Genomic DNA, 24,385 nt, shown 5'->3' with positions numbered 1-24,385 from the left:
AATTATTTCTACCTACCTTTCTTTAAATCTAAATTCACATTAAATTTAAATTGATCCATGAGTATAAAAATATTTTGTAACCCATGTTCGGTAATGATACCTTTGATATCTCGAGATGAACTAGTATCAACTACTTTTTGCCCTTCATTAAAAGCGTAATTGCGTAATTGGTTTTGCCAAGCAATTATTTTCGGGTCACGTTCGTCTTCATCAGTTAAGCTGGCTAGCCAATTTTTAAATGGTTCATTCAAACCATAATAAAATTGTGTACTTAATTGGTTAGCAAATCCTGTAAGACTATCTTTTTGAAATCCACGCATTTTACCAAGATTACGGGCAAATATCCAAAAATCCTGCCCAATTTTCTGGGTAAGATCAATTACTTGTTCGATCCTTGCCGGCCAATAGTAAACGTTATTTGTATCAAATAAAACACCGATATCAATACTCATATCATCATAAAGCTCTGTAGTTGGCGACTGCGATGTTGCATTGCCATCATCAATTAAATCGATTGATACTAAAGTTAGCAATCTATTGCGGGTAATTAGTTGATTTTCTTTAAGTAGCCGCAACCACTTAATAACGCCGGGTTCTTGGGTATCATTTACCAGCTGAACATTGACATAATTACTAAAATTACGCCACATTGACTTGCTTAAGGTCTTTAAGCTTCTAACTGCTGGTCGATATTTACCCGTTTTGTCGTCTTGACGCCAGACAGTCATTGGTTCAATAAAAGCATTCGTACTTTCAATTTTGGGTAATCCTGCACTAAAAATCGTTGCTTGCCCATCTTCGCTCCACTCAAAATGCAAAACTCGCGCCCAGCTCGTATAAAGTTCTGCAAGATTATCAGGCAGGTCCCCTGTTTGCCGCTCAGAAATATACGCTTTGGCACTGGCAAATTCCCAGACAGGTCTTTCTAAAGCAATTTTTTGTTCACCTTGATTATACAGAACCAAGTTAAGCATTAATGTCTCAAAAACAGTTTTACCGCTAACCAAAACTGGATTTAACTTATAAAGCCAACCGGGAGAAACAGAAAATTTTTCACTAGCATTAATTTTAGTTTTATCAGTTACCCCAGTGTAGTTCTGATAGGTAATAACCCACCGAACTAATTCATCAATTGGCATTTCATTTTTATATTCACCAGCTTTGGGTGAGAACAAGGCAGGCGAATTATTACTTTCAGAAACTCGTCGATTAATTTGTTTAATTGCTACTGTACCTTTACCCTTAGCTACTGCCTTATTTGCTGGCACCAAACTGTCGTATTCCTCTTTGGTTGCTTGGTAAAAAGGATGCTTACCAAAAAAATCAAACCGATCTGAATAGCCTTTTAAGTACTCAATTACCAAATCAGAAAATTGTCCCTTTTGGTATAATTCGTGCCAAGTTGTTAATGTATCTTCCTCGATTTCCTCTTCGTCATAATCTTCATCAAATTTAGCGTCAGAGCCGAATTGATCAGTACCTTTGATTAACCAGTCATATAGCTGGCCAGCTGAATCAAAGCGTGAATAAACTGTTGTTAAAATTGCTAATAATAAGCGCATAATTGCTAAATCTTGGACACGCATCTCTCCTGCTAATTGCCGATATTGATGTGCATTTTTAAATAAATCTATTAACGAAACCTTTAATTCTTGATTGGTATCATTAACAATCACTTTAATCCAAGGATCAGTAGTCAAATTAAATTTTCTATCAATCATGGTCATCTTCCCTTGTATAACTTAACCCCAACTTTTTAGAATACTGTATATTCCACTTACCAACCTTAGCCGACAGCTTATCATTTAATGGGAGTACTAATGATCCATTTAACCAAACACTGTTGTTCCAATTATCATGATAAGACTTGGTTCTATTCTCAAGTTCATTAATTATTTGCTCAGTTTCTTTCGGATATGTAGTTAAGGCTGCTGGTAATTTGATTACTTGCTCAGCAATTTCATAATCTGGTACTGCATCTAACTTACGCCCATCTAATAAGAAATCGCCCTGAGAGGTATGTTTAATTAAGACTACCTCAATTGTTTCTTGAATATCACGCACAGTAGCACTTGCCTTTTGCTCATCCTTATCAACATTTCCTTGTTTGCGATCAAGCCAGGCATGAATTGATTTTTTCCTGGGTCTACCAATTTGAAAATTCCCGGCATTATTTTTTTTAGTCTCATTATAATTATCAAAATCTGCTTTATATGTTTGAATTCCGTTAATCTCAGCATCTGTTTCAGCGTCATAAACTTTTTGGACAAGATCAGATATATCATTAGGTAAAGTAATCTGGTTCTTTAAAAAATAATCAGTCTTCATCAATAAATACTGCTGATAGATACTTTGATTAGCAGCACCGTAATCACCCCAATGATTAATTCCCATTACAAATAACTGTGGTGTTTCTAATGATTTTGGACGTTTAATGTTGTGCCGGTGCAACCGTCCTGCACGTTGCAAAAGTAAGTCCATCGGGGCGATATCGGTATAAAGAACATCAAAGTCAATATCAAGTGATTGCTCTAACACCTGTGTTCCGATTACAACCAATTTTTTAAGGCGCTCAGCATTTTTCCCAATTGCTTGTTGTAATTTTTCTTCCTGCTTACTCCGTTCTGCAGCTAAAAATGCAGAATGAAGCACGAAGTATTTGGTTCCCTTTTGCTCCAATACTTTAGCAAGTGCTTGCGCCCGCTTAACCGTATTTACAATTATTCCGGCAACTCCGCCGCCGTTTATTTTATCTAGAACATGTTCAATCAGTTCTTCATCAGCTAAATTAAGTCTGGTTACCTGCAATTTTTGCTGCTTCTGATCACTTTGCCCGGGAAAATTAGAAAATTGCTTTAATTGCCCATTATCTAAAATGCTGAGCAGCGGATAAGCTTGCGTTTTTTCCCAATCGGCTGGTCCTTTAAAATTACGCTTATATTTTGTACCATACTTTCCGCCTAAATAGGCTTTAATTAATTCTTGTCTTTTTTCTTGCGGTAGCGTTGCCGACAAAATCACCAGTGGTACATGATAAGCCCCCAGCCAAGTAATCGCCTTAAGTAAATACTGGCTCATATAAGTATCATAAGCATGGACTTCATCAATAATCACTACTTTACCGCTAAAACCCAGATGCTTTAAGAAAAGGTGGCGCTGCTTTAGCGCCATTGACAGCAAGTTATCAATTGTTCCAACTGTAAACTTAGTTAAAATTGATTTTTTTCCTGAAAACCACGAATTAATTGTTACAGCCCCTGATGTGTCAACATTTTCCGCATCCGGCAATTGTCTATATGCTTTATTGAATTGGGCCTTACTATGCATTAATTTAATCGGAAAATTTTCTTTTTGCTTTTCAGCTAATTTTTCTATCCATTGATCAACCCGGTTAAACATAGCATTACTTGTAGCTTGTGTTGGCAAGCCGATAAAGACGCCATCTTCTTTACAAAGATAGGCTAATTGTTCCGCCGCCACTAAGGCCAGTTCTGTTTTACCCAAACCCATTGGAGCTTCAACAATGATCATTTCTGGATCTATAGTTTCACCAATTGCTTTTGTTGCTACTTTTTGGACAGGACGTGCGTTAAACCCCCAGCGTTCTTGATATGGATCCGTCATTTTATTTATTTTTTGCGGTTGCCATGTACCATTATTTAATAACCAATTATGCATTGCCTTCGTAAACCGCTGCTCCATATCCAAATCAGCCCATGATTGTTCCAGACTGATTAAGGGAAAGAGTTCCTTCCCATTTCTGGTATACTCACTTGAAGCTAACCAATCGGCTGTAATAAGCAAGCCCTCTAAAATAACTGCTTCTGGCTGAGTAATCGTAGGAATCTCGCTAACATCACTGTAACCGGAACTTACTAAAGCATAATCAAATAACTCTCGTTGTACCTGCTTCCACGGCTGTTTCAAAGTTTCATCTTGATCGCTTTGATAATAATTTGATGTATTGGCAGTCAAATCATCACTTGGCGAACAAGTTTCAGGCTTTCCATGATGACCACCAATTAAAGCTGCAACCGTGTCAGTAACTTGAAACTCCAGTAAAAGGGCTTCTCCAGCTCTATTATGAGGTGATAGATTGCGTGAAGCCAATTCCAACTGATCCAATTTAGAAAAACCACTTCTAACTAAATTTTCGATTAAATCATTATCTAAAGTCTGAGCTCGATCATATGATTCTTTAGTTTGAAAAGCCGGTGTAGCCTTGCCAATGTCGTGGGTAAATCCCAAAAACTTAATCAATTTATGAATTTCCTCATCAGTCAAGTTTTGGGTTAAAAATTCTTGTTGTCCTTGGCTAAGCCATTGATTATAGAGAAAATTAATAACCTTTTGGGTATCAGTTAAATGGGCAACTAAGGGCAACCACAACGGCTGACCATTTTCAACCTTCTTCTTGCCCCATAAAGATAAACACCTCTTAGATAACTTTTTCATTTCACTTAATCCATTTCTTATTTTTAATCATTTCACTTATGTGTATAAAAATATAGGTATGATATAAATATCAGTATAAAATAATTTTATCCTTAACTAGAAAGCGTTGTCAACGTTGTTTATGAAATGATTATTAATTTACCTAACAGCCGTATTCCATAAACAATACCATTAAAAGAATTTAACCAGATTATGAAGAAGCAATCAGAAAATATAGTAACTTCTATAATAACAAAAGACTCAAATGAAACTTAGAAGGACTGACCTCGATTGCATATCGAAAATCAGTCCTAAATTAAAATTTAATAATTGATTCTAATTTTGGCCTCCATATCATTTGAGAGCAATGAACCTCTGTCTTTTTAAATTTCATTAGCTCGGCAACAAAAAATAAAGGTGTTGCATTAGCAGTTGAATTAACTGATCAAAAAATTATGCAGCAAAAACAGCAATTACATAATAGCCGAGATAAAAGTTGATAGTTGATCAGCTTAAAAAGATTTCTGATACTTCTAACGAAAAAAATCACCAGAAAACCTAGTGGTCAAAGTTATTCCTACAGATGATATAATATCTTCAAACTTGTTTATTTATGCACTAAATATACTATAATACAATTAAATACATCAATTTAATTATCAGTTGAAAAGAGGTCACTAATGAAAATTACGAAAAAATTTAGTATTGGATTTTCTGTCGTTGCTCTGATTGCAAGTCACTTTTTAGTAAATATTAATCAACCACAAGCCATACAAGCAGCAAAACAAGTATCTAAAGGGAAAATCACTTTTATCAAAAATGATTATCTTTATGACAAATTTGGCCATAAAATTAAAGTCAAAAGGAACACATCACCTGATCCCTTTACTACCGATCATCAAGGTTACAAAATAATTTATACCTATGAAGATTCAGACTTTAGTTACTATGCAATAAACAAAATTAACGGTCAAAAATACTATAATCTTGGCGGTGGTAATTACGTAAATGCCGCAGTTGTTAAGGACGTCAACCAAAAAGATACTAAAAAAGGTAAGCTTGTATTGGCAAACAAGTCATTAATTTATACTGCCAAGGGTAAACCTACCGGACAGAGTCTTGCGCAAAATGCAATTGTTACTTATTATGGCAAAGTCAGACCAACCACAACGATGCCTAAATATTTCTTTTATGATGAAGATCTTAATAAGCAAAAACAAATATTTTATTTACCGACTAAAACGATTAATAATAAGCAATATTATGCTTTAGGACAAAATCGTTATCTTCGTGCAGATAATATTGCTAGTATCGATGGTCATATTGCTCGGTATAACGGGGTTAGCTCAGCGACTCTCCTTGCGACAGCCAAAACAAGTACGCTTTCTCAACATCAAACCAATCATCTCCTTAAAAAAGGACAAAAAATCAAAATTGATCTTGCTGTTATTCCTCGCTATTTAGATGGCTTTGAGGGATATATCTATCGGCTACACGATTATCCCGACGAATACATTGATGAAGCAGATATTACTTTTAGAAATGACTTACCAATTATTGACTATACAGCATTAGCTTTTAACCCCGTTACCCCAGTAACAGGAAATTCTATTAAGCTCTTTGATTTTACAGGTAATCCTAGTGGTATAAGCATTCAAACTACAAACAATAACTCAATTTTAATAGATGGTCTCTTTTATCTCTGGCTACCTAATGAACACAAAGCTACATTATTTTACCATTTCCTTAACTATGATAATCCCAAATTAATTAATGACCAAACACAACAACCACTGAAACAGAATGATTTACCAAATAATGTAGCAGCGGCTAACTATAGTAACTATTTTATCAAAGCCAGTGACGTTAAATTTAATAACCAAAATAAACTACAAATTCAAAACATGGAACAGCAAGCTCAAAATGATCAAGTTATTGCAACCAACGCTGATAAAAGTGAGCTACAAAAATTATTTATGAGTTTTGAAAATACTAATAAGGTAATTACCCAATATAGTGATTTAAAAGCTAATTATCGTAATGCTTTAACTAATGCTTCCCAAGTTTTACGTTCAAACAAGGCAACAATTGCCCAAGTTAATGAAGCAACTTGGCTGTTAGAAACTACCAGCAAGCAATTAATTTCATTGGATTTCCCATTAGGTGATTAGGATTACTTAAATAACCAAAATAGGTTAACTTCTAATAAGTTAACCTATTTTTCTTTAATTATTTAATTCCTAGGTGTTTAGCAAAACTTGGTTTTTTACCGTTATACATCACATAGATTGCCACTGGACTTTTTTTAGCCGAATGATTATACAACCTAAAGAGTTGCTCTGCTGTATATTTTTTCCCCTGAGGATGATTAAGCTTTCCATTACCTACCGCTTGAATATGCTTAAAACTTTGCCCCACGCCTGAACTCTTACGCAAACGATAATGACCCAATTTAACTGCAAAGCCATTTGGATTCCCTGCATGATCTAAAATGCTACTATTATGGATGTTAAAGTGACTCAAATCAATACCAGCTAACTTATAGTCATACTGAAACATTAGTGTAGAGTCTTTTAATTTGGGGGTATAAAAACCACTGAGATCAACGTAAACTAACTGTGGACAATACCTAAACATGCTGCTCATCGTGGTTACCTTTTGGGTATTCCACCCTCTTAAATTTACACTTTCAAGCTTAGAATCATATTCAAATAAATCATCCATGATTTGGACTTGATTTGTCTTAAAGGTGTGCAAATCTAAGTCAACCAGATTTGTATCTTTTCTAAACATTGCCTGCATATTAGTTAATCTACTAGTATCAAAATTGCGTAGATCTAAGCTAGTTAAAGCTGCATCAGCTTCAAACATATAATGCATATCTGTTACTTTAGACGTATCTAAGCCGCTGAGATTTAAGTGATTCAAAGCGGTATCATTTGTAAACATATAGGACATATCAGTAACATTAGATGTAACTAAATGGTTTAAGTCAAGACTAGTTAAGTTTGTATTATATGAAAACATCCCTGACATGTTAGTAACGTGACTAGTATCAAAATGGCTTAAATCAAGACTATTTACGCGAGAACGTGCAAACATTTCGCGCATATTAGTCACATGACTAGTATCAAGATTGTTTAAAACAATCTGTGCATATTTAGTATCAGCAAATAATTCCGACATATCAGTTACTTTACTAGTATTAAAGTGACTTAAAGTGAATTTTTCACCTAAAGCTCCGGTGCCTTGAAACATACTTCTCATACTTGTTAAATTGTTAGTATCAAAATGGCTTAAATCAAGATTAGTAATTTTACTATAGGCAAACATATCGCTCATATTTGTTACATTTCTGGTATCTAAATGACTTAGATCAAGATTAGTAATTCCACTATAGGCAAACATATTGCTCATATTTGTTACATTTCTGGTATCTAAATGACTTAGATCAAGATTAGTAATTCCACTATAGGCAAACATATTGCTCATATTTGTTACATTTCTGGTATTTAAATGACTTAATTCAAGATTATTCAGTCTTCTAGTTTGAAGAAACATACCAGACATATCTGTAACATTTTTGGTATCAAAATGACTCAAGTCAAGACTAGTTAAATTTAGATCATTACCGAAAAGATTTGCCATATTGTTTGTCGCATTTGTATCCACTTTATTTAATCCGCTAATGGCCTTTAGACTAGTTAAATTAGCAAATTTGTTTTTCATATTAGCAGGTAACTTTATCTGACCGTCAAAATTAAGATACTCGATTTCATCTGCCCACGACAACTCTTTTGTAAGAGGAATAGATGATAATTGACCATTTTTAATAGTTAATGTTTTGGTAACTACATCATAATTCCAGTTGCAGTCACCATCTTTTCCAGTCCAAATTCCCAATTCTAAACTCGGATTACTTGCTACTGTTTCTAGTGTTTTGGCTGATACTTGAACAGTTGCAACAGATTCCACGATACTACCTAATAAAGCAAAAATTATTCCTAAATTAACTAGTTTTGAAAAATGACCTCTTATCTTTTTAATTTTCATTATTATACCTTCTTTCTTATGTTTTAATTATAAGCTTATTTGAACACTTAAATGATATCCTCTTTAGAATTCTCCTGTAATAACTTCCAGCCAGTATTAAAGTGTTGCTCACGCAATTTTCGCAATTCATCATAATCACTACTTAAACTATCAATCGCATCCTGCAATTTTTTATTTTGCTTACGCATTTGAGTTAATTCCGGATCATCAACAACACCTTTAAGATGCATTGTTGCCGCTATGCTGCGCCGCTTTTGCTCAAATTCACTCCTAAGGGTTGCTAAAGAATTTTCATATTTAACCAGTTTCTGATTAAGTTGCGAGATTTGATCATTCAATTTGATAAAGAGCTTATAGGGCATATTAGATTTAATCCGATTGCATTCCTGACAAGACAAGATTAAATTGTCAAAATCATTATTATGTGATAAAGATACCGGATCCTTATGGTCCACGCTGCGCCCTCGCCGGCCACAATACTGACAGCGGTAATGGTATTTAGCCCGTATACGTTCACGATCAATAAAGTCAACTTCATTTAATTTGAAATCAACTTTTAATCCTAATTTATTTAAATTTTCGGCAAAAGTAAGATTTAATTGTGGAATAAATTCAGTTTTTCCTACCTCACTATCGATGACAGCTTGATTAAATTCTTGCCGGCCAAGTTGTTGCTGTGCCAGTTCATTACCATCATAATCTTGAATAAAAGACTCGTAGCGCTTACGTTCATCTTTTGAATGAACTAAAAATTTCAGTTCTTGATCCTCATTATTTTGGCCCACAAATGTATATAGCAAAGCTTGCGCAAAAATCGCAACTGTCGTATTACCAAAATCTTCGGCTTTTCCTCCACGTTGAAGGCATTGATCACAAATACTAGTTAATTTTGGGTTCATTAGTCCTTGGTGTTTAAAATGATTGGAATTAAGTCGAAGACCGCATGCGCTACATTGAAATTTCACTTTAAGATATCTCCTTTAAGGCAAATATTGTCATTAATCTTAGCTTCATTTTAACCAACTTGTATCCATAAAAAAAGGTGGATTACATATGTAATCCACCTTTTATTTTAATTAGCGCAAACTATTTATTTTCGTCTGCTTTAGCCTTGTTCAAGAAAGCAACAACTGCTGCTACATGAGCAACGCGCTTTTTACCATTCTTCTTGTTTTTAGGTCTTTGGTTTGGTTCACAACCAGTATTATAGTTTTCACCTTTACGCATAGTACTATACTTCCTTTCAGATTTTCGAAAATCTTTTATAGTTTACCACGGAAAGTATAAACAAGCAAGGCTAGGCCGATTCCGCTTCTACTTTAAATTTAGAAGCAGTAAAAAAGCAGATATTTAGTCTGCCATAATATTTTTACTTATATTCATTAATTGTAACAGCGCCATCAATTACACCACTATCATCAGAAAGGCTGATTGTAGCGTTCTTTTCATCAATGACCAATCCACCATCTAAAAACTGCATTTCAGCTGGGCTAGTATATAAATCTAATCCAGCATTATTATCAATCTTTATTGTAAAGTCAGGGTCTGGTTGGTCAACCATGACTAACTGAAAGTTAGCACCAATCGTACAGGTACCACCAACATCAGAATATTTATTAGAACCATCGTTTAATGCTAATAAAACAACTTGTCCAGTCTTTACTTGTGACCTGATTTTATCAGCAGCACTGGATTTGATGTTTATTTTAATCGATTTAGAGTTTTCCATCTTCATTTCCTCCTAATCTTTACCATTTCCATGAGTATATGCTATATTACACAATCAAGTCAAAGTTTATGTTTACAGTATCACATTTTTTGTTACCATAGAATTTTGTTATTGCTAACAAACAAAAAAAAGCTCAAAATGTATATAGCGATACATAGATGAATATAACTTGTGAAAGGGGACATTTTATGTCCAGCTTAAAAAAGATTTTTAGTGACAGAATCTTGCAAATTACTATTGTGGTAACAATTATTAGTCTGTTTTTTGCTAGACCGCGAATTGAGGATATCAATTTGCATACGATATTTTCAATCACAACAATGCTAATCATCATCCAAATTTACGCCTACTTACATGTACTTGATGTTCTGGCATATAAACTTACCAGCGTCGCTGATAATATGCAAAAGTTAAATATTCTGTTTACATTACTTGCAATTATTTCTGGGATGTTTCTGGGAAATGATATAACGGCACTTACATTGATTCCGCTATACTTAAACATTGCTAAACGTTGCAAACTGCCACAAATTTTGCCGGTCACCTTAATCGGGATGGGAGCAAATATTGGGGCAGCTTTTACACCTTGGGGCAACCCACATAACATTTTTTTGGTTAGCAAATATTCTGTTGGCGCGTTTGAATTTTTTTCATGGTCATTACCTTATTTACTGGCATCAGTATTAATTTCCTTGATTATTTTTTATTTTATTCCACGTAAACAAATTCCAAGACAAGATATTAAGCCAATCAATATTAGTGTACGTCCTACTATTATAACTACAATCGTTTTTGCCTTATTCTTTTTGGGTGTTTTCAAGATTATCAACATTGTAATTCCTATGATCATTGCTATTATTTTAGCCCTTGTAATCAATCCACGAATCTTACTGAAAATTGACTATGCCCTACTTTTAACCTTTACCTGCTTCTTTATTTTTATTAGTGATATTCAACAGATCCCAATCATTGTCACCCTTATCCATACGATGATTAATTCGGAACAATCGACATATTTTACCTCAATTCTTTCTAGTCAAATTATCAGCAACGTTCCAGCAACTATTTTAGTAGGAAAATTCACACCATACGCTAAAGCTCTCTTTTTAGGTTCTAACATTGGTGGTTTCGGTTCACCAATCGGATCAATGGCTAATATGCTTGTCTTAAAAACTTTTACCCAAAACGCTACCGTTTCCAGAAGTGAATTTTTCAAAAAATGGCTAATTATGCAACTAATTAGTTTAATTATTTTAACAATAGTCGGTTGGTTATTATTACTTATTTAAAAACTATTTATCAGTAATCACTTTTGTATTCAAATAACATATAATCAGTTATAATTGATTAAATACTTATTAAGGAGGAAAAGTAATGTTTAGTTTATCATTCAGCTTATTTTGGATAATTGTCGTTATCCTTGTTTTATTAATTGCCATTTATATTACTATTTATAATAGTTTGCAAAAATCCAAGGTCTACATTGATGAATCGTGGAGCCAAATTGACGTACAGTTAAAACGACGTAATGACTTAATTCCCAATTTAGTGGAAACAACTAAAGGCTACGCCAAACATGAAAAAGAAACCCTTGAGAACGTCGTTCAACTGCGAAATCAACTAAATAATGTTCCTACTAATGACCATACTCAAACATTAAAAGTTTCTAATCAAATTTCTGATGCTTTAAAGACTATCTTTGCTTTGTCAGAAAATTATCCTGACTTAAAGGCTAACCAGAACTTCCTAAAATTACAGGAGGAATTGACCAATACCGAAAATAAAATTGCTTATTCGCGGCAGCTCTATAATTCATCGGCAGCTCTTTATGATCAAAAAATTCTAACTTTTCCGTCGAATCTAGTTGCTCATATTCATGGCTTTAAGAAAGTTGATTATTTACAAACAAGTGAAGCGGAAAAAGAAGTACCAAAAGTTAAGTTTTAAGCGGCAGGATAATTCTTATGTTATTTCAACAAATTGCCCGCAATAAGCGCAAAACAGTTTGGATAATGACTTTATTTATCATCATTCTTGCATTAGTTGGTGCTGGATTAGGATACATTTTTGGCAACCGACCAATTTTAGGGTTAATTATTGCTTTGTTTTTTAGTGTAATTTACATGTTAATTGTTCTACCTAATCCAGCAAATATGGTGATGAGTCTAAACCATGCTCAAGAAGTAAGTGAACAAGATCACCCTGAATTGTGGCATGTTGTTCAAGATATGGCAATGGTCGGTAAAGTCCCAATGCCACGCGTTTTCATTATTAATGATCAAAGCCCAAATGCTTTTGCCACGGGACGTGACCCTAATCATTCTGCTGTTGCAGTAACACAAGGTTTACTTGATTTAATGAACCGTGAAGAACTTGAAGGTGTGCTAGGGCACGAAATTTCACATATCCGTAATTACGATATTATGGTTTCAACAATTGCGGCTGTCTTAGTAGGTGTAATTTCCTTCTTATCAGGAATTGCCAGTCGTTACATCTGGTGGATTGATGACGATGACCGTGATACCAATTCGAGTAATGGGTTAGAGGTAGTTTTTAAAGTTGTTGCAATTCTTTTTGTCCTTATCTTAGGGCCACTTTGTGCCAGTTTGGCACAAATGGCTTTATCACGTAACCGTGAATACTTAGCTGATGCATCTTCAGTTGAGTTAACACGTAACCCCCAAGGCTTAATTTCTGCATTAGAGAAAATTGAAGGTTCTGACCCAATGAAGAAGGCAGATCCTAGTAGTGCCGGAATGTATATCGAAAATCCGTTAAACAAAAAGGGAGTTTCCAATTTATTTGACACACATCCTCCAACAGAAGAACGTATTAAGCGGTTAGAAAAAATGTGATTTTTTTAATTAAACAACTAAATGAGGTGTCTTGAGTTATATACTCGAAACACCTCATTTTTAGTTAGTCAGTATATTTAAAATTTCAAAATTGCTAGCAGGTAATTTTCTTGATAGCTTATTAGTTCCCAGTAATCATTTTAAATTAATATTAGCCTGCCGGAACAATTCTGTCCGCATTTGCACTGGAGTTTCATGGTAATACTCATTAAACTTCTTATAAAAAAAGGACTTCCCACTATAACCAACATGGGCAATAATCTCTTTAATCGAAATATCCGGTCGAGCAAGCAAATTACGAGCTTCTTGCATTCTTCTTTCATCGACATGTTCAACAAAACTTTTACCGGTTTTTTGTTTTACTAAACTAGAAAAATAATTAGTGTTAAAGCCGAAATATTGAGCAGCCTGGGCAAGCGTTACCTTTGCATAATTATCATCAATATATTGCTCTAACGTAGTAGGCTCAAATTCTTGAATAGTATCAGGAATTACTATTAGATCGCGGTTTCTAATAGTCGTTATGAAAAGTATGCTTAATTGTGCAATAATCATGCTTTGGGTAAACATATTTTGATTTAGATATTCATCAATAATTTCTTTAAGTAATTGTGCTGGTTTCGATATTGGTGAACTTTTTATATAAAGTAATTGTCTTGTTTTTAAAGTATCGTGGACATTATTGATTACATTTCGTTCGCTTGGATCAAGTACACCTGCGTTAATCAAAAAGGTTTTAAAATTTAAATTAGAATTAAATTCAAGTTTTAGTAACACATTTCCTTTTAGTTGTGTTTGCACATCGTACTCACACTTACGTCGCAAAATCATGATATTTCCTGGCCCTAACTTTAACTCACGGCCATTATTTCTAATCTTGGTTTTACCAGTAATTTCGTAAAGAATAGTAGTATTGGTAGTCTGATACCTGTGTATACCTGCATTACGGTTTTCAAGATAAGCTGTAAAGATATCAAAACTGCTATTTCCTACCTTTAATTGTACTTCATTTGAATCAACATCCACAGCATCCAGAATACTTGCTAAATATTGTTCTAGTTTAAACGCTACCATAAATTCACCTTCTTTAAATAGTGACTGCTTTATAATTTTATTATATATTAATGAATTTTATCCTACTGGTCAATAACTATCCCATTATAAAAAATTTCTTCTACTAGACAGTAAACCTGCTTTTAGATATAATGAAATCAATTATCGGGGTGCCAAGAGGCTGAGAATATACCCGCTGAACCTGCTATGGTTAATACCAGCGAAGGGAAAATTAATGATTTCATGTCGTCAGACCCTTTTGGTTATGATGGCTTTTTTTATATTGAGGATAAAATTGATTACAAGTAAAAATTTGACTTTTTCATATGATAAACAAAATACTATTTTAGAACAAACTAATTTGTCCATCCCAACAGGTGAATTTTCGCTATTAATCGGACCCTCAGGATGTGGCAAATCAACCTTTTTAAAAATACTAGCACAACTCTATCCTAAATATGCCGGTACAATTAGTGGTTCGATTAACTTGGATAACCTTCAAACTGCGATGATGTTTCAAAAAGCTAGTGAACAATTTACAATGGCAACTCCTCGAGAGGAAATTGTTTTTGCTTTAGAAAACTTACAAATTAGTCGTGAGAAATACCCAACAAGATTACAACAAGCTGTCAATTTTGCCGGGATTAGCCATTTACTTGATCAAAAAATTAATACTATGTCAGGAGGCGAACAGCAGCGTGTTGCCCTGGCAGTACTTGTAGCAATGGATGTTGATGTTTTTTTATTGGATGAGCCTTTCGCTAGTTGCGATCCCACCACTCGTAAATTCTTAATTACCAAATTGGCTCATCTGCGTGATTTAGGCAAAACAATCTTTCTTAGCGATCACATTCTTAGTGATTATGTCGGAATTTGCGACAACTTGTTTCAGTTTCGTGATAAAACGATTGTCAAACTAAAAGAAAAAGAAAAAAAGCTGCTACTGCACACTAATGATCAACATCCTACCTATTCTTTCTCCATTCCAGTGCATGAAAGTAGTTGCTTTACTTTCGCCAATACTGAAATCAAACAAAATCGATTATTATTATCCCAACACGAATTACAAATTATTGCTGGCAAAACAACATTAATTACTGGGGCAAACGGCGCAGGAAAAACCTCACTATTTGAAGCATTAACCCAAATGCTACCTTATGAAGGCAACTTAACTTTTAACAAACAAGAAATTTGTCAACTTTCGCCCCGCAAATATTTACGGCAAGTTGGGCAAGTTTTCCAAGAAGCAACCGATCAATTTATTAATATTACTGTACTAGATGAACTAAATCTGAGCAAGAAGCAACGCTCTGACAATTTTTTCACTGATCAAAAAATTCAGCAAGCTTTAGTAAACTTGAATTTAGATCAACTTCTAGATCAGGTAGTTTATTCTCTTTCGGGTGGACAACAAAAGAAATTACAAATACTACTAATGTTAATCTCTAACCAGAAGGTACTACTCTTAGATGAGCCACTCAGTGGGCTTGATCAAGACTCGGCACTTCAAGTCATGAAATTATTAAGACAAAGTCAAATAGACAGGAAACAAACACTACTTATTATCAGTCATGAATTAACTAACCTTGCTAGTTGGTGTGACTATCATCTTGTTTTAGCTAATCATCAATTAACTTATGTCACTAAATGAGGTATACCATTGAACCCTAGTTTTAAATTTCTCTTAGCATTAATTATTTCTTTAGAAATATCTTTTGAGTCCAGTTTGGCAACCAACTTCCTAATTATCAGCATCAGTATTATTTACTTACTAATTAAGCATGTTAAATTGAAAAACTTACTTATAACGTTGTTTGCCCCACTACTAGCGGCAGTTACTATCTTTGCCACCCTATATTGGTTTGCGCCACAACCAAATTTAACCAATGCTCTCAGCTTATCTAGTCGTATTTACGTCTACACTTTAACAATTTATTGCGTAGCAGTTGATACCAGTGCCGAACAAATGGCTCGCTCTTTCGAACAAAATTTTCATTTACCAAGCAAATTCGCTTATGGGGTTTTAGCAGCCCTCAACATTGTGCCACAAATTAAACAAGCAATTAGGCAAATTCGCACGGCTGCAATGATGCGGGGTATTTACCTTGGTTTCTGGTCACCTACTCTATATTTCAAAGCAATTCTTGTAGCCCTAAATTCTGCTGAAAACTTGGCTCAAGGAATGGAGTCTCATGGCTATCATGAGAATGCAACACGTTCAGTAATTATAAAAATACCGATTAAGGTAAGTGATTGGACTATAAGTATTATAATTTTGCTAATAGTTAACTTAAGCCTATTTATATTGCATTAGCTTAATAAAAAATGATCGTTTTGATATGACTACTTTTTTATTTATGATAAGGACTACCACTAATAATCATGAACGCACGGTAAATTTGTTCAATTAATACCACTCGCATTAATTGATGAGGTAATGTCAATTTACCAAAACTTAGTAATTCATCCCCACGTTCATTTACAGCTTGACTTGTTCCGAGACTTCCTCCAACAACAAAAGTAATATTTGAATGACCATAGATTGCTAAATTGTTAATTTCTTGAGCAAATTCTTCACTAGAACTTTGCTTACCTTTGATTGCGGTAACAAAAACATATTCTTTATCTCTAATTTTTTGTAGAATTCGTTGACCTTCAATTTCTTTAACCTTATCTTGCTCTGCTACACTTAACTTCTCAGGAGCTTGCTCATCAGGAACCTGAATTACTTCAATTTGGGCAAAGCGACTGAGTCGCTTCTGATATTCTGCAATTGCATCCTTAAAATACTTTTCTTTTAGCTTACCAACACAAATAATTTTTATCTTTATCGCCATTTTATCCCTCAATTCCCAATCTTTCCACTATGTTTTTCCACACCTGTGAAAAACACAAATCAACATTTTGTGGTTGTAATATAAAACACTATCTTAACTTGTGGTTCTTGATTTTTTTGATCTTTTACAACTTTTTTTACTCACAAATTTATTGTGGTTATTCAATTTTACAAACTTTAAATCCCTTAAAGCTAATATATAAGCCTTAATAAGTATTTTAACAAATTTTACTGTTTTATTATTTACACACAATCCACAGATTATCCACAGCATTTTTGAGCTTATTTTATCAATTTATGCACAATCCACAAAGTTTTCCACAGTTGTTAACAACTTTACCTTAAAAGCATTTGCCTTGACAGCTTAAAAAAGCGAACATTATATTGTTTCGCATTTAAATTATTAACAAAAAAGCTATACTTGCATTAAAAACCGCTCAGTATAGCCTATTTTATTATCTAATTACAAAATACTACTCACCTTAATCTGCCTGCAATTTAACATGCAAATTAAGCTCTTTACCATTGCGATTAACGATAACATCAACGTTATCACCGACTTTATGATTATACAAAATACTGTGTAACGATGCTACATCAGAGACAGACTTGTTGTCAACTTTTACAATGACATCACCTGTTTTTAATCCAGCTACCTGAGCCGCACTACGTTTCGTTACTTCAGCAATATAAATGCCCGTCTTCAAATTGGATTTGATATTAAGTTGTTTGCGATAGCTATTTGGGATTCCTTGTAGCGCAATTACCTTAACACCTAATTGTGGTCTAACAATCTTTCCTTTCTTAACCAATTGATTAACAATCGTAACGACCTCGTTAGAAGGAATAGCAAAACCCATTCCTTCCACAGATGTGCCATCACCAGATTGTGCTAGTTTCATTGAACTAATTCCAATTACTTGACCGGCAGAATTAACTAGTGCTCCTCCTGAATTACCTGGATTAATTGCCGCATCAGTTTGAATAACAGTTTGCTGGTTTGCTGAAGAAGTTGTGATGTTACGTACCGGAGCAGAAATTATTCCTTGGGTAACTGTAGAGGCATATTCGCTACCTAGAGGGGATCCGACCGCAATTACAGTTTGACCAGCTTGTAGACTCTTAGAATCACCAAATTCAGCAGTTTGAGTAACATGACTGGCATCAATCGATAAGACTGCTAAATCAGTGGTAGCATCTGTACCTACAATTCGCGCGTTCACAGTTTTACCATTGGATAACATGACCTGGATTCTGTCACTACCAGAAACAACATGATTATTAGTCACAATATAGCCCTTATTGCCACTTTTCATGTAGATTACACCAGAACCCTCACTATAAGTCTGCAACTTACCTTTGTCTTTATTAGGCTCATCATCACCAAAAATATCGAATAAGGAGTTGCTACTGCTACGTTGACGTTTCATATTGATAACCGATACTACCGCACCTCTGACATCATTATAAGCAGGAGTCATTGTCCCACTGGTCTTAGCACTGTTTTTAGAAGTCTTGGCACTGTTAGAGCTAATACTAGTCTGAGCATCATTATTAAAACTTGCGGTATTGATTCGATCTAAGGTAGCGTAGGATACACCACCACCAATAATTCCTGCAACTACGCCAACAATGGCTGTTTTGACAATCCCATTATGTTTTTCCATCATTTAATCTCCTTTAGATAACTTTGATTAATATACCAATAAACCTTAAAAAAGTTGTTAATAAACCTGTTAAATTTGTATTAAGTCTGTTGGCTCCTCTGAATCAGTCATAATAATTTTAACATCACTGGGTAAACAGGCATCCCCATTAACTAAGATTTGCTTAGCAGCTTGATAGGCAAGTTTTGCAGTATTATTATGCTGACTCCGATGAGCCAAAAAAATATGTTCTGTCTTGTTTGATACCACATCAAGCAAGGCTTCTCCAGCTTCCACGTTTGATAAATGACCAACATCAGATAAAATTCGGTGTTTTAATGACCAAGAATATGGTCCGTTGCGTAACATCATATCATCATAGTTAAATTCCATTAAATAGGCATCCGCATCAGTAATAACACTTTTTACTCTTTGAGATACATATCCCGTATCTGTTAAAAAGACCATCCGTTTTCCATCACTAGTAAAAACATAATACTGCGGCTCAGCCGCATCATGACTTGTTGCAAATGCTGTTACATCAAGATCACCAAAAGTTTTTGTTTGCCCCGGCTCAATAATATTAACTTGTTCAACTGGGAGCTTACCAATTTTCTGAGTTTTATTTAAATATTTCCAAGTTCCACTGTTAGTAAAAGCATCCATTTGAGGATAACGTCGTAATAAAACCCCCAAGCCTTTACTATGATCAGAATGGTCATGGCTCAAAAAAATCATATCAATATCATTAATATCAACACCGATTTTGGCTAACAATGACTGAATTTTTTTGCCAGATAATCCAGCATCCATTAAAATCTTATGCTGACTTGTTTCAATTAAACTTGTATTTCCAGTTGAACCACTAGCTAAAATAGAAACCCTCACAACAGCTACCTTCTTTCTAATTTTTTTGGATATTATACGAGCTACCTTGCAAGATTTGTGCTGTGAAAGCATTAACTCTTTTAACCGTTATATTTTTAGTTGTTTTATTTTCGACTAAAATTAACCAAGTTGGAAGCAAAATTATATTACCACGAACTTCTGTTAATTTTGAGTAACCAAGACTAACCTTCAAGACACGTGAATTATTGACAATTTCACGATCAGTATACATTGCTTTAACTGCATGCCATGCACTAATGATCAATTGTGGCTCACGAACTGCACTAATTGGACCCATATAAGAAATCGTATAGTTAACAATTTGACCAGCATGTACATTAATAGTTAACTGCGCATCGTTATCATAAATTGGTCCATAATCTGTAGTTTGAACATAGCAATATGTAGTTTCACTTGATAGACTTGGATTATATTTGAACTGTTTACCATAAGGAACATTTCTTGGATCGTTCTTAAAATCCTCTAATTGTTGCAAAGTTTTTTTCTTGTTACCGCTAGATAAAACAAGAGCTTTGGGCGTACCTGTTAATTCATTATCATTTTTTGAATAGTGAATGCTTACGTTTGTTAAACTATCTGCCTTGGGGGAAAGATAGTCATGTTTTCTAGCGGCCAAATAGTAGCCCGACTGCTGTTTATGTGAAATATGTGGCGGAAGATCAATTCCATCTGCTCTCATCTCTGATCGAATGCTGGTAGTCGTTAAGCCAGATGTATTGCCTAAACTAATTGGTGAACGCCAAATCTCAAATCCAAGGTAAAGGTCAATTAATAAGAAAATAACAAAGATCAGCCACTCAATTCTTTTTCGATCCATCCTATTTCCCCTCTTCTGATTTTACTGAACTGATTTTGTTTAAATTACTAAAATTCTGCTTTCCCCATTCAGAAACACTTCTCCATTGGTCATAAGCTTTAACATAATATACAGGAATCAAATTAATCAAATTATCATGACTATTATCTTGCTCGACGCGGAAAGCAACGATTACTCGTTGAATTTCCGACTTTTTCATACCAGCAGCAATCAAACTCTGCATTACTTCTGCACTAGGCGGCAATGTACGCGTTTGACCATCAAATGGAATCGGGATCTGTAAATCAATATTATTAAATGCTAATTCAACAGCATCCTGCGTAAAAGTTGTCTTTACTTGCACATTGTGATCATCCATAAAAACCGGAAGCCCTTCGATATAATTAATATAGTCAACTGAACCATCACCAAAATCAAAGTAGCGTAAATCCTGTTCACTCAAACCTATTTTATGAACGTATTCCACACTATCTAAAAGTTGGTCACTCACAGTTTTGGCCTGACTTTTTTCATAACGTGTGTATAAAAAGTTATGACGATTAGTACTATTTTGTGGCACACGTAATTTAGTGTAGTAATTAAGTGAATATGTCGTCCAGCCATTTTTATTTGAGCGAGCCGTCACATGAGCTGTTCCTAAAAGTCGCGATACAAAATATGAATTATTTTGACTATTGGTCAAGTAACTATAAACTCGCCAATGTTGCTGTTGTGTATAAAAAACTTCATAGTTGTCTTTTAAATGGACAAATTTGACAGGTAACTTGCCTTGTGCATTACGCGCAAAGCTACGTAACCGTGAAAAGTTAGCATTATACAGATCAATACGATAGATGGTAAACGTTCGATCATTTCCTAAATAAAAGTAATGGTTATTATTTGAAATAAATATGCGCCGAAATTTTGGATTAATTTGAGTTAACTTCTTCTTTGTAAGAACATCTGCACTAATTTCATTGGGAAAAGTCAGTTGAATATATTTGGGATTATTAAGAAATTGTTCATAATTTTCTTGGCCAATACTAGCTTGCTCAATATTCCGATATTTGACATCCTTCAATTCATTAACAAATTCCAGTGATAGATTTTTTTTTGAATCATATAATCGGTTAAGCTGACCATTTTTAAAACCATATGAACTAGTAGGAATATATAAATTAGAAGCTATCCGATTACGATTATGCTCTTGGTCTGTAACGTTATTAGTTTGATTAATATGACTAAAATATTGATCATTAGTCATAATAAAAATCCATAGGATAATTGATAAAATAAAAACAAATAGTGTTCCTAATAGTAATAAAATATCCCCTAGTTTAAACCTAGACTTCATCCCAATCATCCCCTTCACTCATTGGCTCATAAGGCAAAGAAACGTAAAAAGTCGAGCCTTTCCCTTCTTTGCTTTTAGCCCAAAGTTGACCATGATGTTTATCTACTATCTCTTTGGCGATTGCCAAACCTAATCCTGTGCCACCTTGCGCTCTTGAACGTGCCTTGTCTACACGGTAAAAGCGGTCAAAAATCTTATTTAAATCTTCGTGTGGTATTCCTAACCCTTGATCTGTAATGCTTAGAATTATTCTGTCTTGTTTATGGCTCAAATTAACTGTAATTATGCCTCCATTAGGAGAATATTTAATCGCATTATTCATAATATTGTCGATAACTTGCGCCATTTTATCAGTATCAATTTCAACCCATAGTGCTTGTGTCCCTAATTGCCTGATAATCGTATACTTCTTTTTATCTTCTTTTTCATTTGATTTTACAATCATGTCAAACCGATCCAAAATATGAGCAACAAAATCATTAAAGTTGACCCACTCAAATTCCAGCTTGGCCGCACCTCGATCCATTCGAGACAAACTTAGTAATTCGCTAATCATCCGAATCATACGTTCAGTCTCTTCTTGCGTAACTTGCAAAAACTTGGGAGCTACTTCTGGATCTTTCCAAGCTCCTTCATTTAAAGTTTCAATATAGGCATGCATACTCGTGAGGGGTGTTCGCAATTCATGAGAAACATTAGAAACAAATTGTTTTTGTGAATTTTCATTTTTTTGTTGCTCAGTAATATCATGTAAAACACAAACACTCCCCGAAACAAAACCAGTTACCCGTTTAATAAGGGAAAAACTAGCATGCAAAATAACCTCATCACGACTTCCCGCATTAATAGTAATAACAATTCCTTTTTGATTAGTAATTAAATCCTGTGAAGATTCCTTTAAACCAAGAACCGTTGCAATTGGTTTATTAATAATATCGTCTTTACTCATACTTAAAAAGTTAAGTGCCATTTGATTTACAACATTAACATTACCATGACGATCCATAGCCAATACCCCATCGCTCATGTGCGATAAAATACTATCCAGTCGACGCTGCTCACTTTCAGATTCTTCCTGCGAACGCTCAATTCTAACTGACAAAGTATTAAAAGCTTGCCCCAATTGGCCTAACTCATCATTTGAATATATTTTTACCTGACTTGAATAATCACCGTCAGCTATATTTAATGCCTGACTTTGCATCTCTTCGATTGGTTTAGTAATCGCGTGTGAGACCACTAGTGACAATATTGCACCCAATACCGCAGCAACTAAAGAAGTAACCAAAAACATTAGCGAAATATTACGCAAATCATTAAAAACCCCTTGCATCGAGGCTCGTACATAAATCGCACCCACAGTGTTAGTTGAGCCATTTCCTGCGTTTAGAGGCGTAATTTGAACCATATAATCACCATGATCGTTTACTACCTTAGTTGCTTGACGTCCAGTTGACGTGACTTGTTTAACCAAAGTATTATTGACACGCTGGCCTATACGGTTTTTATCATTAAGTTTGGATACTGCACGAATAATATCCTTGTTATCAACAACAATAATTTCACTAATTGTACCTATACCATTGCTATAATCGTTGACAATACGGTTCAAATTACTATTAGTATGTTTATTGTCTTTCACCAACTGTTCCGAAAGCTGGTTCGTAACAATTGGTAATACTTGAATTGATGATTGAAAATTTTCAATACTATTTTGTTCAAGTTGTCTGGTAAAATATACTCCAATAACTTCAATTGTGGCAATAATCATAGCCATGAAAACAATTGCCAAAGTTGCGTTAATTGAAATCGTTAAGTGTTTAAACTTTTTTTTGAGTTTTTTCATAATTTATAAAATTCATCTAAAAAAGAAAGCCACACACTAAAATAATTTTGCGGGCTTTCTTTGTTAATCTTCATTCGGCTGTTTCACATAGTAGCCTACACCACGGCGAGTCACCAAAATCTGGGGCTGAATTGGGTTATCTTCAATTTTTTCACGCAAACGATGAACAGTTACATCAACAGTCCGAACATCGCCGAAATAATCATATCCCCAAACTGTCTGCAATAAATGTTCTCTGGTCATTACCTGATCCATATGCTGCGCTAAATAATATAATAACTCAAATTCACGATGAGTCAGCTCTATTTTGGTGCCTTCCTTTTCAACGATATAGGCATCGGGCATAATAACTAAATTACCAATTGTGATATTTTTGGTCGAAGTATTATCACTGTCACTCTCAACCTTTTTGGCAATACTACGACGCCGCAGATTAGCCTTAACACGTGCAACCAATTCACGATTAGAGAATGGTTTAGTAACATAATCATCCGCACCCATTTCCAAGCCTAAAACCTTATCAATTTCAGTATCTTTAGCTGTTACCATAATAATAGGTAGATCATGTGTTTGGCGAACCTCACGTGCGACCTCTAATCCATCTTTTTTGGGTAGCATTAAATCTAAAATCATTAAATCGGGATCATAGTCCTCAACTTTTTTAATTGCTTCTTCGCCATCATAGGCAGTGTCAACATCAAAACCTTCCTTGGTCAAATTAAATTTGATAATATCGGAAATTGGTTTTTCATCGTCAACAACGAGAATCTTCTTTGACATTGAAAACCTCCTTTGCCTATATTATACTGATTTTTAGATCATTATCCAAAAAAATCACAGAAATTTAATAAAAAGCTTGCAATCCAACCTAAAA

Annotated in this window: 20 protein-coding genes and 1 riboswitch; of the genes, 6 read left to right on the top strand and 14 right to left on the bottom strand. The window is 34.4% G+C overall.

From position 1 onward, the window contains the following. Positions 1-8: 8 nt before the first annotated feature. On the bottom strand, positions 9-1,721 hold the full coding sequence (locus tag F5ESL0246_RS00530; protein WP_122017606.1) for a type I-E CRISPR-associated protein Cse1/CasA: 1,713 nt from the start codon (positions 1,719-1,721) through the stop codon (positions 9-11). Next, on the bottom strand, positions 1,714-4,455 hold the full coding sequence (cas3, locus tag F5ESL0246_RS00525) for a CRISPR-associated helicase Cas3' (protein ID WP_122017605.1): 2,742 nt from the start codon (positions 4,453-4,455) through the stop codon (positions 1,714-1,716). The genes F5ESL0246_RS00530 and cas3 overlap by 8 nt, the downstream gene beginning before the upstream one ends. 659 nt (positions 4,456-5,114) lie before the next feature. On the opposite strand from cas3, the gene F5ESL0246_RS00520 reads away from it, so the two are divergent. Beyond that, complete coding sequence (locus F5ESL0246_RS00520) at positions 5,115-6,605, top strand: SLAP domain-containing protein (RefSeq protein WP_122017604.1); 1,491 nt, start codon at positions 5,115-5,117, stop codon at positions 6,603-6,605. A 58-nt stretch (positions 6,606-6,663) separates the two neighbouring features. On the opposite strand, the gene F5ESL0246_RS00515 is transcribed toward F5ESL0246_RS00520, so the two are convergent. From F5ESL0246_RS00515 to F5ESL0246_RS00500, 4 genes are all read right to left on the bottom strand, one after another. Then, complete coding sequence (locus F5ESL0246_RS00515) at positions 6,664-8,487, bottom strand: BspA family leucine-rich repeat surface protein (RefSeq protein ID WP_122017603.1); 1,824 nt, start codon at positions 8,485-8,487, stop codon at positions 6,664-6,666. A gap of 47 nt (positions 8,488-8,534) precedes the next feature. Continuing rightward, the gene (locus F5ESL0246_RS00510; RefSeq protein ID WP_122017602.1) at positions 8,535-9,452 is read right to left on the bottom strand and encodes an HNH endonuclease; all 918 of its coding nucleotides are present in this window, start codon (positions 9,450-9,452) and stop codon (positions 8,535-8,537) included. Positions 9,453-9,573: 121 nt separating this feature from the next. Then, on the bottom strand, positions 9,574-9,714 hold the full coding sequence (locus F5ESL0246_RS00505) for a hypothetical protein (protein WP_090094091.1): 141 nt from the start codon (positions 9,712-9,714) through the stop codon (positions 9,574-9,576). Between the two features lie 142 nt (positions 9,715-9,856). Next, complete coding sequence (locus F5ESL0246_RS00500) at positions 9,857-10,216, bottom strand: iron-sulfur cluster biosynthesis family protein (protein ID WP_122017601.1); 360 nt, start codon at positions 10,214-10,216, stop codon at positions 9,857-9,859. 188 nt (positions 10,217-10,404) lie between these two features. Here F5ESL0246_RS00500 and F5ESL0246_RS00495 point away from each other — a divergent pair, with 188 nt between their 5' ends. The 3 genes from F5ESL0246_RS00495 to htpX all read left to right on the top strand — a co-directional run bounded on the left by F5ESL0246_RS00495 (position 10,405) and on the right by htpX (position 13,071). Beyond that, the gene (locus tag F5ESL0246_RS00495) at positions 10,405-11,505 is read left to right on the top strand and encodes an SLC13 family permease (RefSeq protein WP_122017600.1); all 1,101 of its coding nucleotides are present in this window, start codon (positions 10,405-10,407) and stop codon (positions 11,503-11,505) included. A gap of 85 nt (positions 11,506-11,590) precedes the next feature. Continuing rightward, positions 11,591-12,163 (top strand): LemA family protein, encoded by a 573-nt coding sequence (locus F5ESL0246_RS00490; protein WP_122017599.1) that lies wholly within the window; start codon positions 11,591-11,593, stop codon positions 12,161-12,163. 17 nt (positions 12,164-12,180) lie between these two features. Further along, positions 12,181-13,071, top strand: coding sequence for a zinc metalloprotease HtpX (gene htpX / locus F5ESL0246_RS00485; protein WP_122017598.1), 891 nt, complete (start codon positions 12,181-12,183; stop codon positions 13,069-13,071). 135 nt (positions 13,072-13,206) lie between these two features. On the opposite strand, the gene F5ESL0246_RS00480 is transcribed toward htpX, so the two are convergent. After that, on the bottom strand, positions 13,207-14,145 hold the full coding sequence (locus F5ESL0246_RS00480) for a helix-turn-helix transcriptional regulator (RefSeq protein ID WP_122017597.1): 939 nt from the start codon (positions 14,143-14,145) through the stop codon (positions 13,207-13,209). A 135-nt stretch (positions 14,146-14,280) separates the two neighbouring features. Then, positions 14,281-14,370: riboswitch (TPP riboswitch) on the top strand. 22 nt (positions 14,371-14,392) lie between these two features. On the opposite strand from F5ESL0246_RS00480, the gene F5ESL0246_RS00475 reads away from it, so the two are divergent. Beyond that, positions 14,393-15,775 (top strand): ATP-binding cassette domain-containing protein, encoded by a 1,383-nt coding sequence (locus F5ESL0246_RS00475; RefSeq protein WP_122017642.1) that lies wholly within the window; start codon positions 14,393-14,395, stop codon positions 15,773-15,775. Positions 15,776-15,784: 9 nt separating this feature from the next. After that, positions 15,785-16,438, top strand: a complete 654-nt coding sequence (locus tag F5ESL0246_RS00470) for an energy-coupling factor transporter transmembrane protein EcfT (RefSeq protein WP_122017596.1) — start codon at positions 15,785-15,787, stop codon at positions 16,436-16,438. A gap of 37 nt (positions 16,439-16,475) precedes the next feature. On the opposite strand, the gene rlmH is transcribed toward F5ESL0246_RS00470, so the two are convergent. From rlmH to yycF, 7 genes are all read right to left on the bottom strand, one after another. Then, positions 16,476-16,955 carry a 23S rRNA (pseudouridine(1915)-N(3))-methyltransferase RlmH gene (rlmH, locus tag F5ESL0246_RS00465; protein WP_122017641.1) on the bottom strand — a complete coding sequence of 160 codons (480 nt, stop codon included), beginning with the start codon at positions 16,953-16,955 and terminating at the stop codon, positions 16,476-16,478. A gap of 487 nt (positions 16,956-17,442) precedes the next feature. Further along, entirely contained in the window at positions 17,443-18,630 is a 1,188-nt protein-coding gene (locus tag F5ESL0246_RS00460) for a S1C family serine protease (protein WP_122017595.1), read from the bottom strand. Between the two features lie 66 nt (positions 18,631-18,696). Further along, on the bottom strand, positions 18,697-19,494 hold the full coding sequence (locus tag F5ESL0246_RS00455) for an MBL fold metallo-hydrolase (protein ID WP_122017594.1): 798 nt from the start codon (positions 19,492-19,494) through the stop codon (positions 18,697-18,699). A gap of 16 nt (positions 19,495-19,510) precedes the next feature. Then, on the bottom strand, positions 19,511-20,332 hold the full coding sequence (locus F5ESL0246_RS00450; protein WP_122017593.1) for a two-component system regulatory protein YycI: 822 nt from the start codon (positions 20,330-20,332) through the stop codon (positions 19,511-19,513). A gap of 1 nt (position 20,333) precedes the next feature. Then, positions 20,334-21,665 carry a hypothetical protein gene (locus F5ESL0246_RS00445; RefSeq protein WP_122017592.1) on the bottom strand — a complete coding sequence of 444 codons (1,332 nt, stop codon included), beginning with the start codon at positions 21,663-21,665 and terminating at the stop codon, positions 20,334-20,336. Continuing rightward, positions 21,655-23,511 carry a cell wall metabolism sensor histidine kinase WalK gene (walK, locus tag F5ESL0246_RS00440; protein ID WP_122017591.1) on the bottom strand — a complete coding sequence of 619 codons (1,857 nt, stop codon included), beginning with the start codon at positions 23,509-23,511 and terminating at the stop codon, positions 21,655-21,657. Before walK ends, F5ESL0246_RS00445 begins: the two co-directional genes overlap by 11 nt. A 63-nt stretch (positions 23,512-23,574) precedes the next feature. After that, a complete protein-coding gene (yycF, locus tag F5ESL0246_RS00435; protein ID WP_122017590.1) occupies positions 23,575-24,291 on the bottom strand; it encodes a response regulator YycF in 717 nt (238 codons plus the stop codon). Positions 24,292-24,385 lie beyond the last annotated feature (94 nt).

The sequence above is a fragment of the Lactobacillus sp. ESL0246 genome (genome assembly GCF_003692965.1).
Taxonomy (GTDB): domain Bacteria; phylum Bacillota; class Bacilli; order Lactobacillales; family Lactobacillaceae; genus Lactobacillus.
This window is presented reverse-complemented; position numbering and strand designations above follow the sequence as displayed.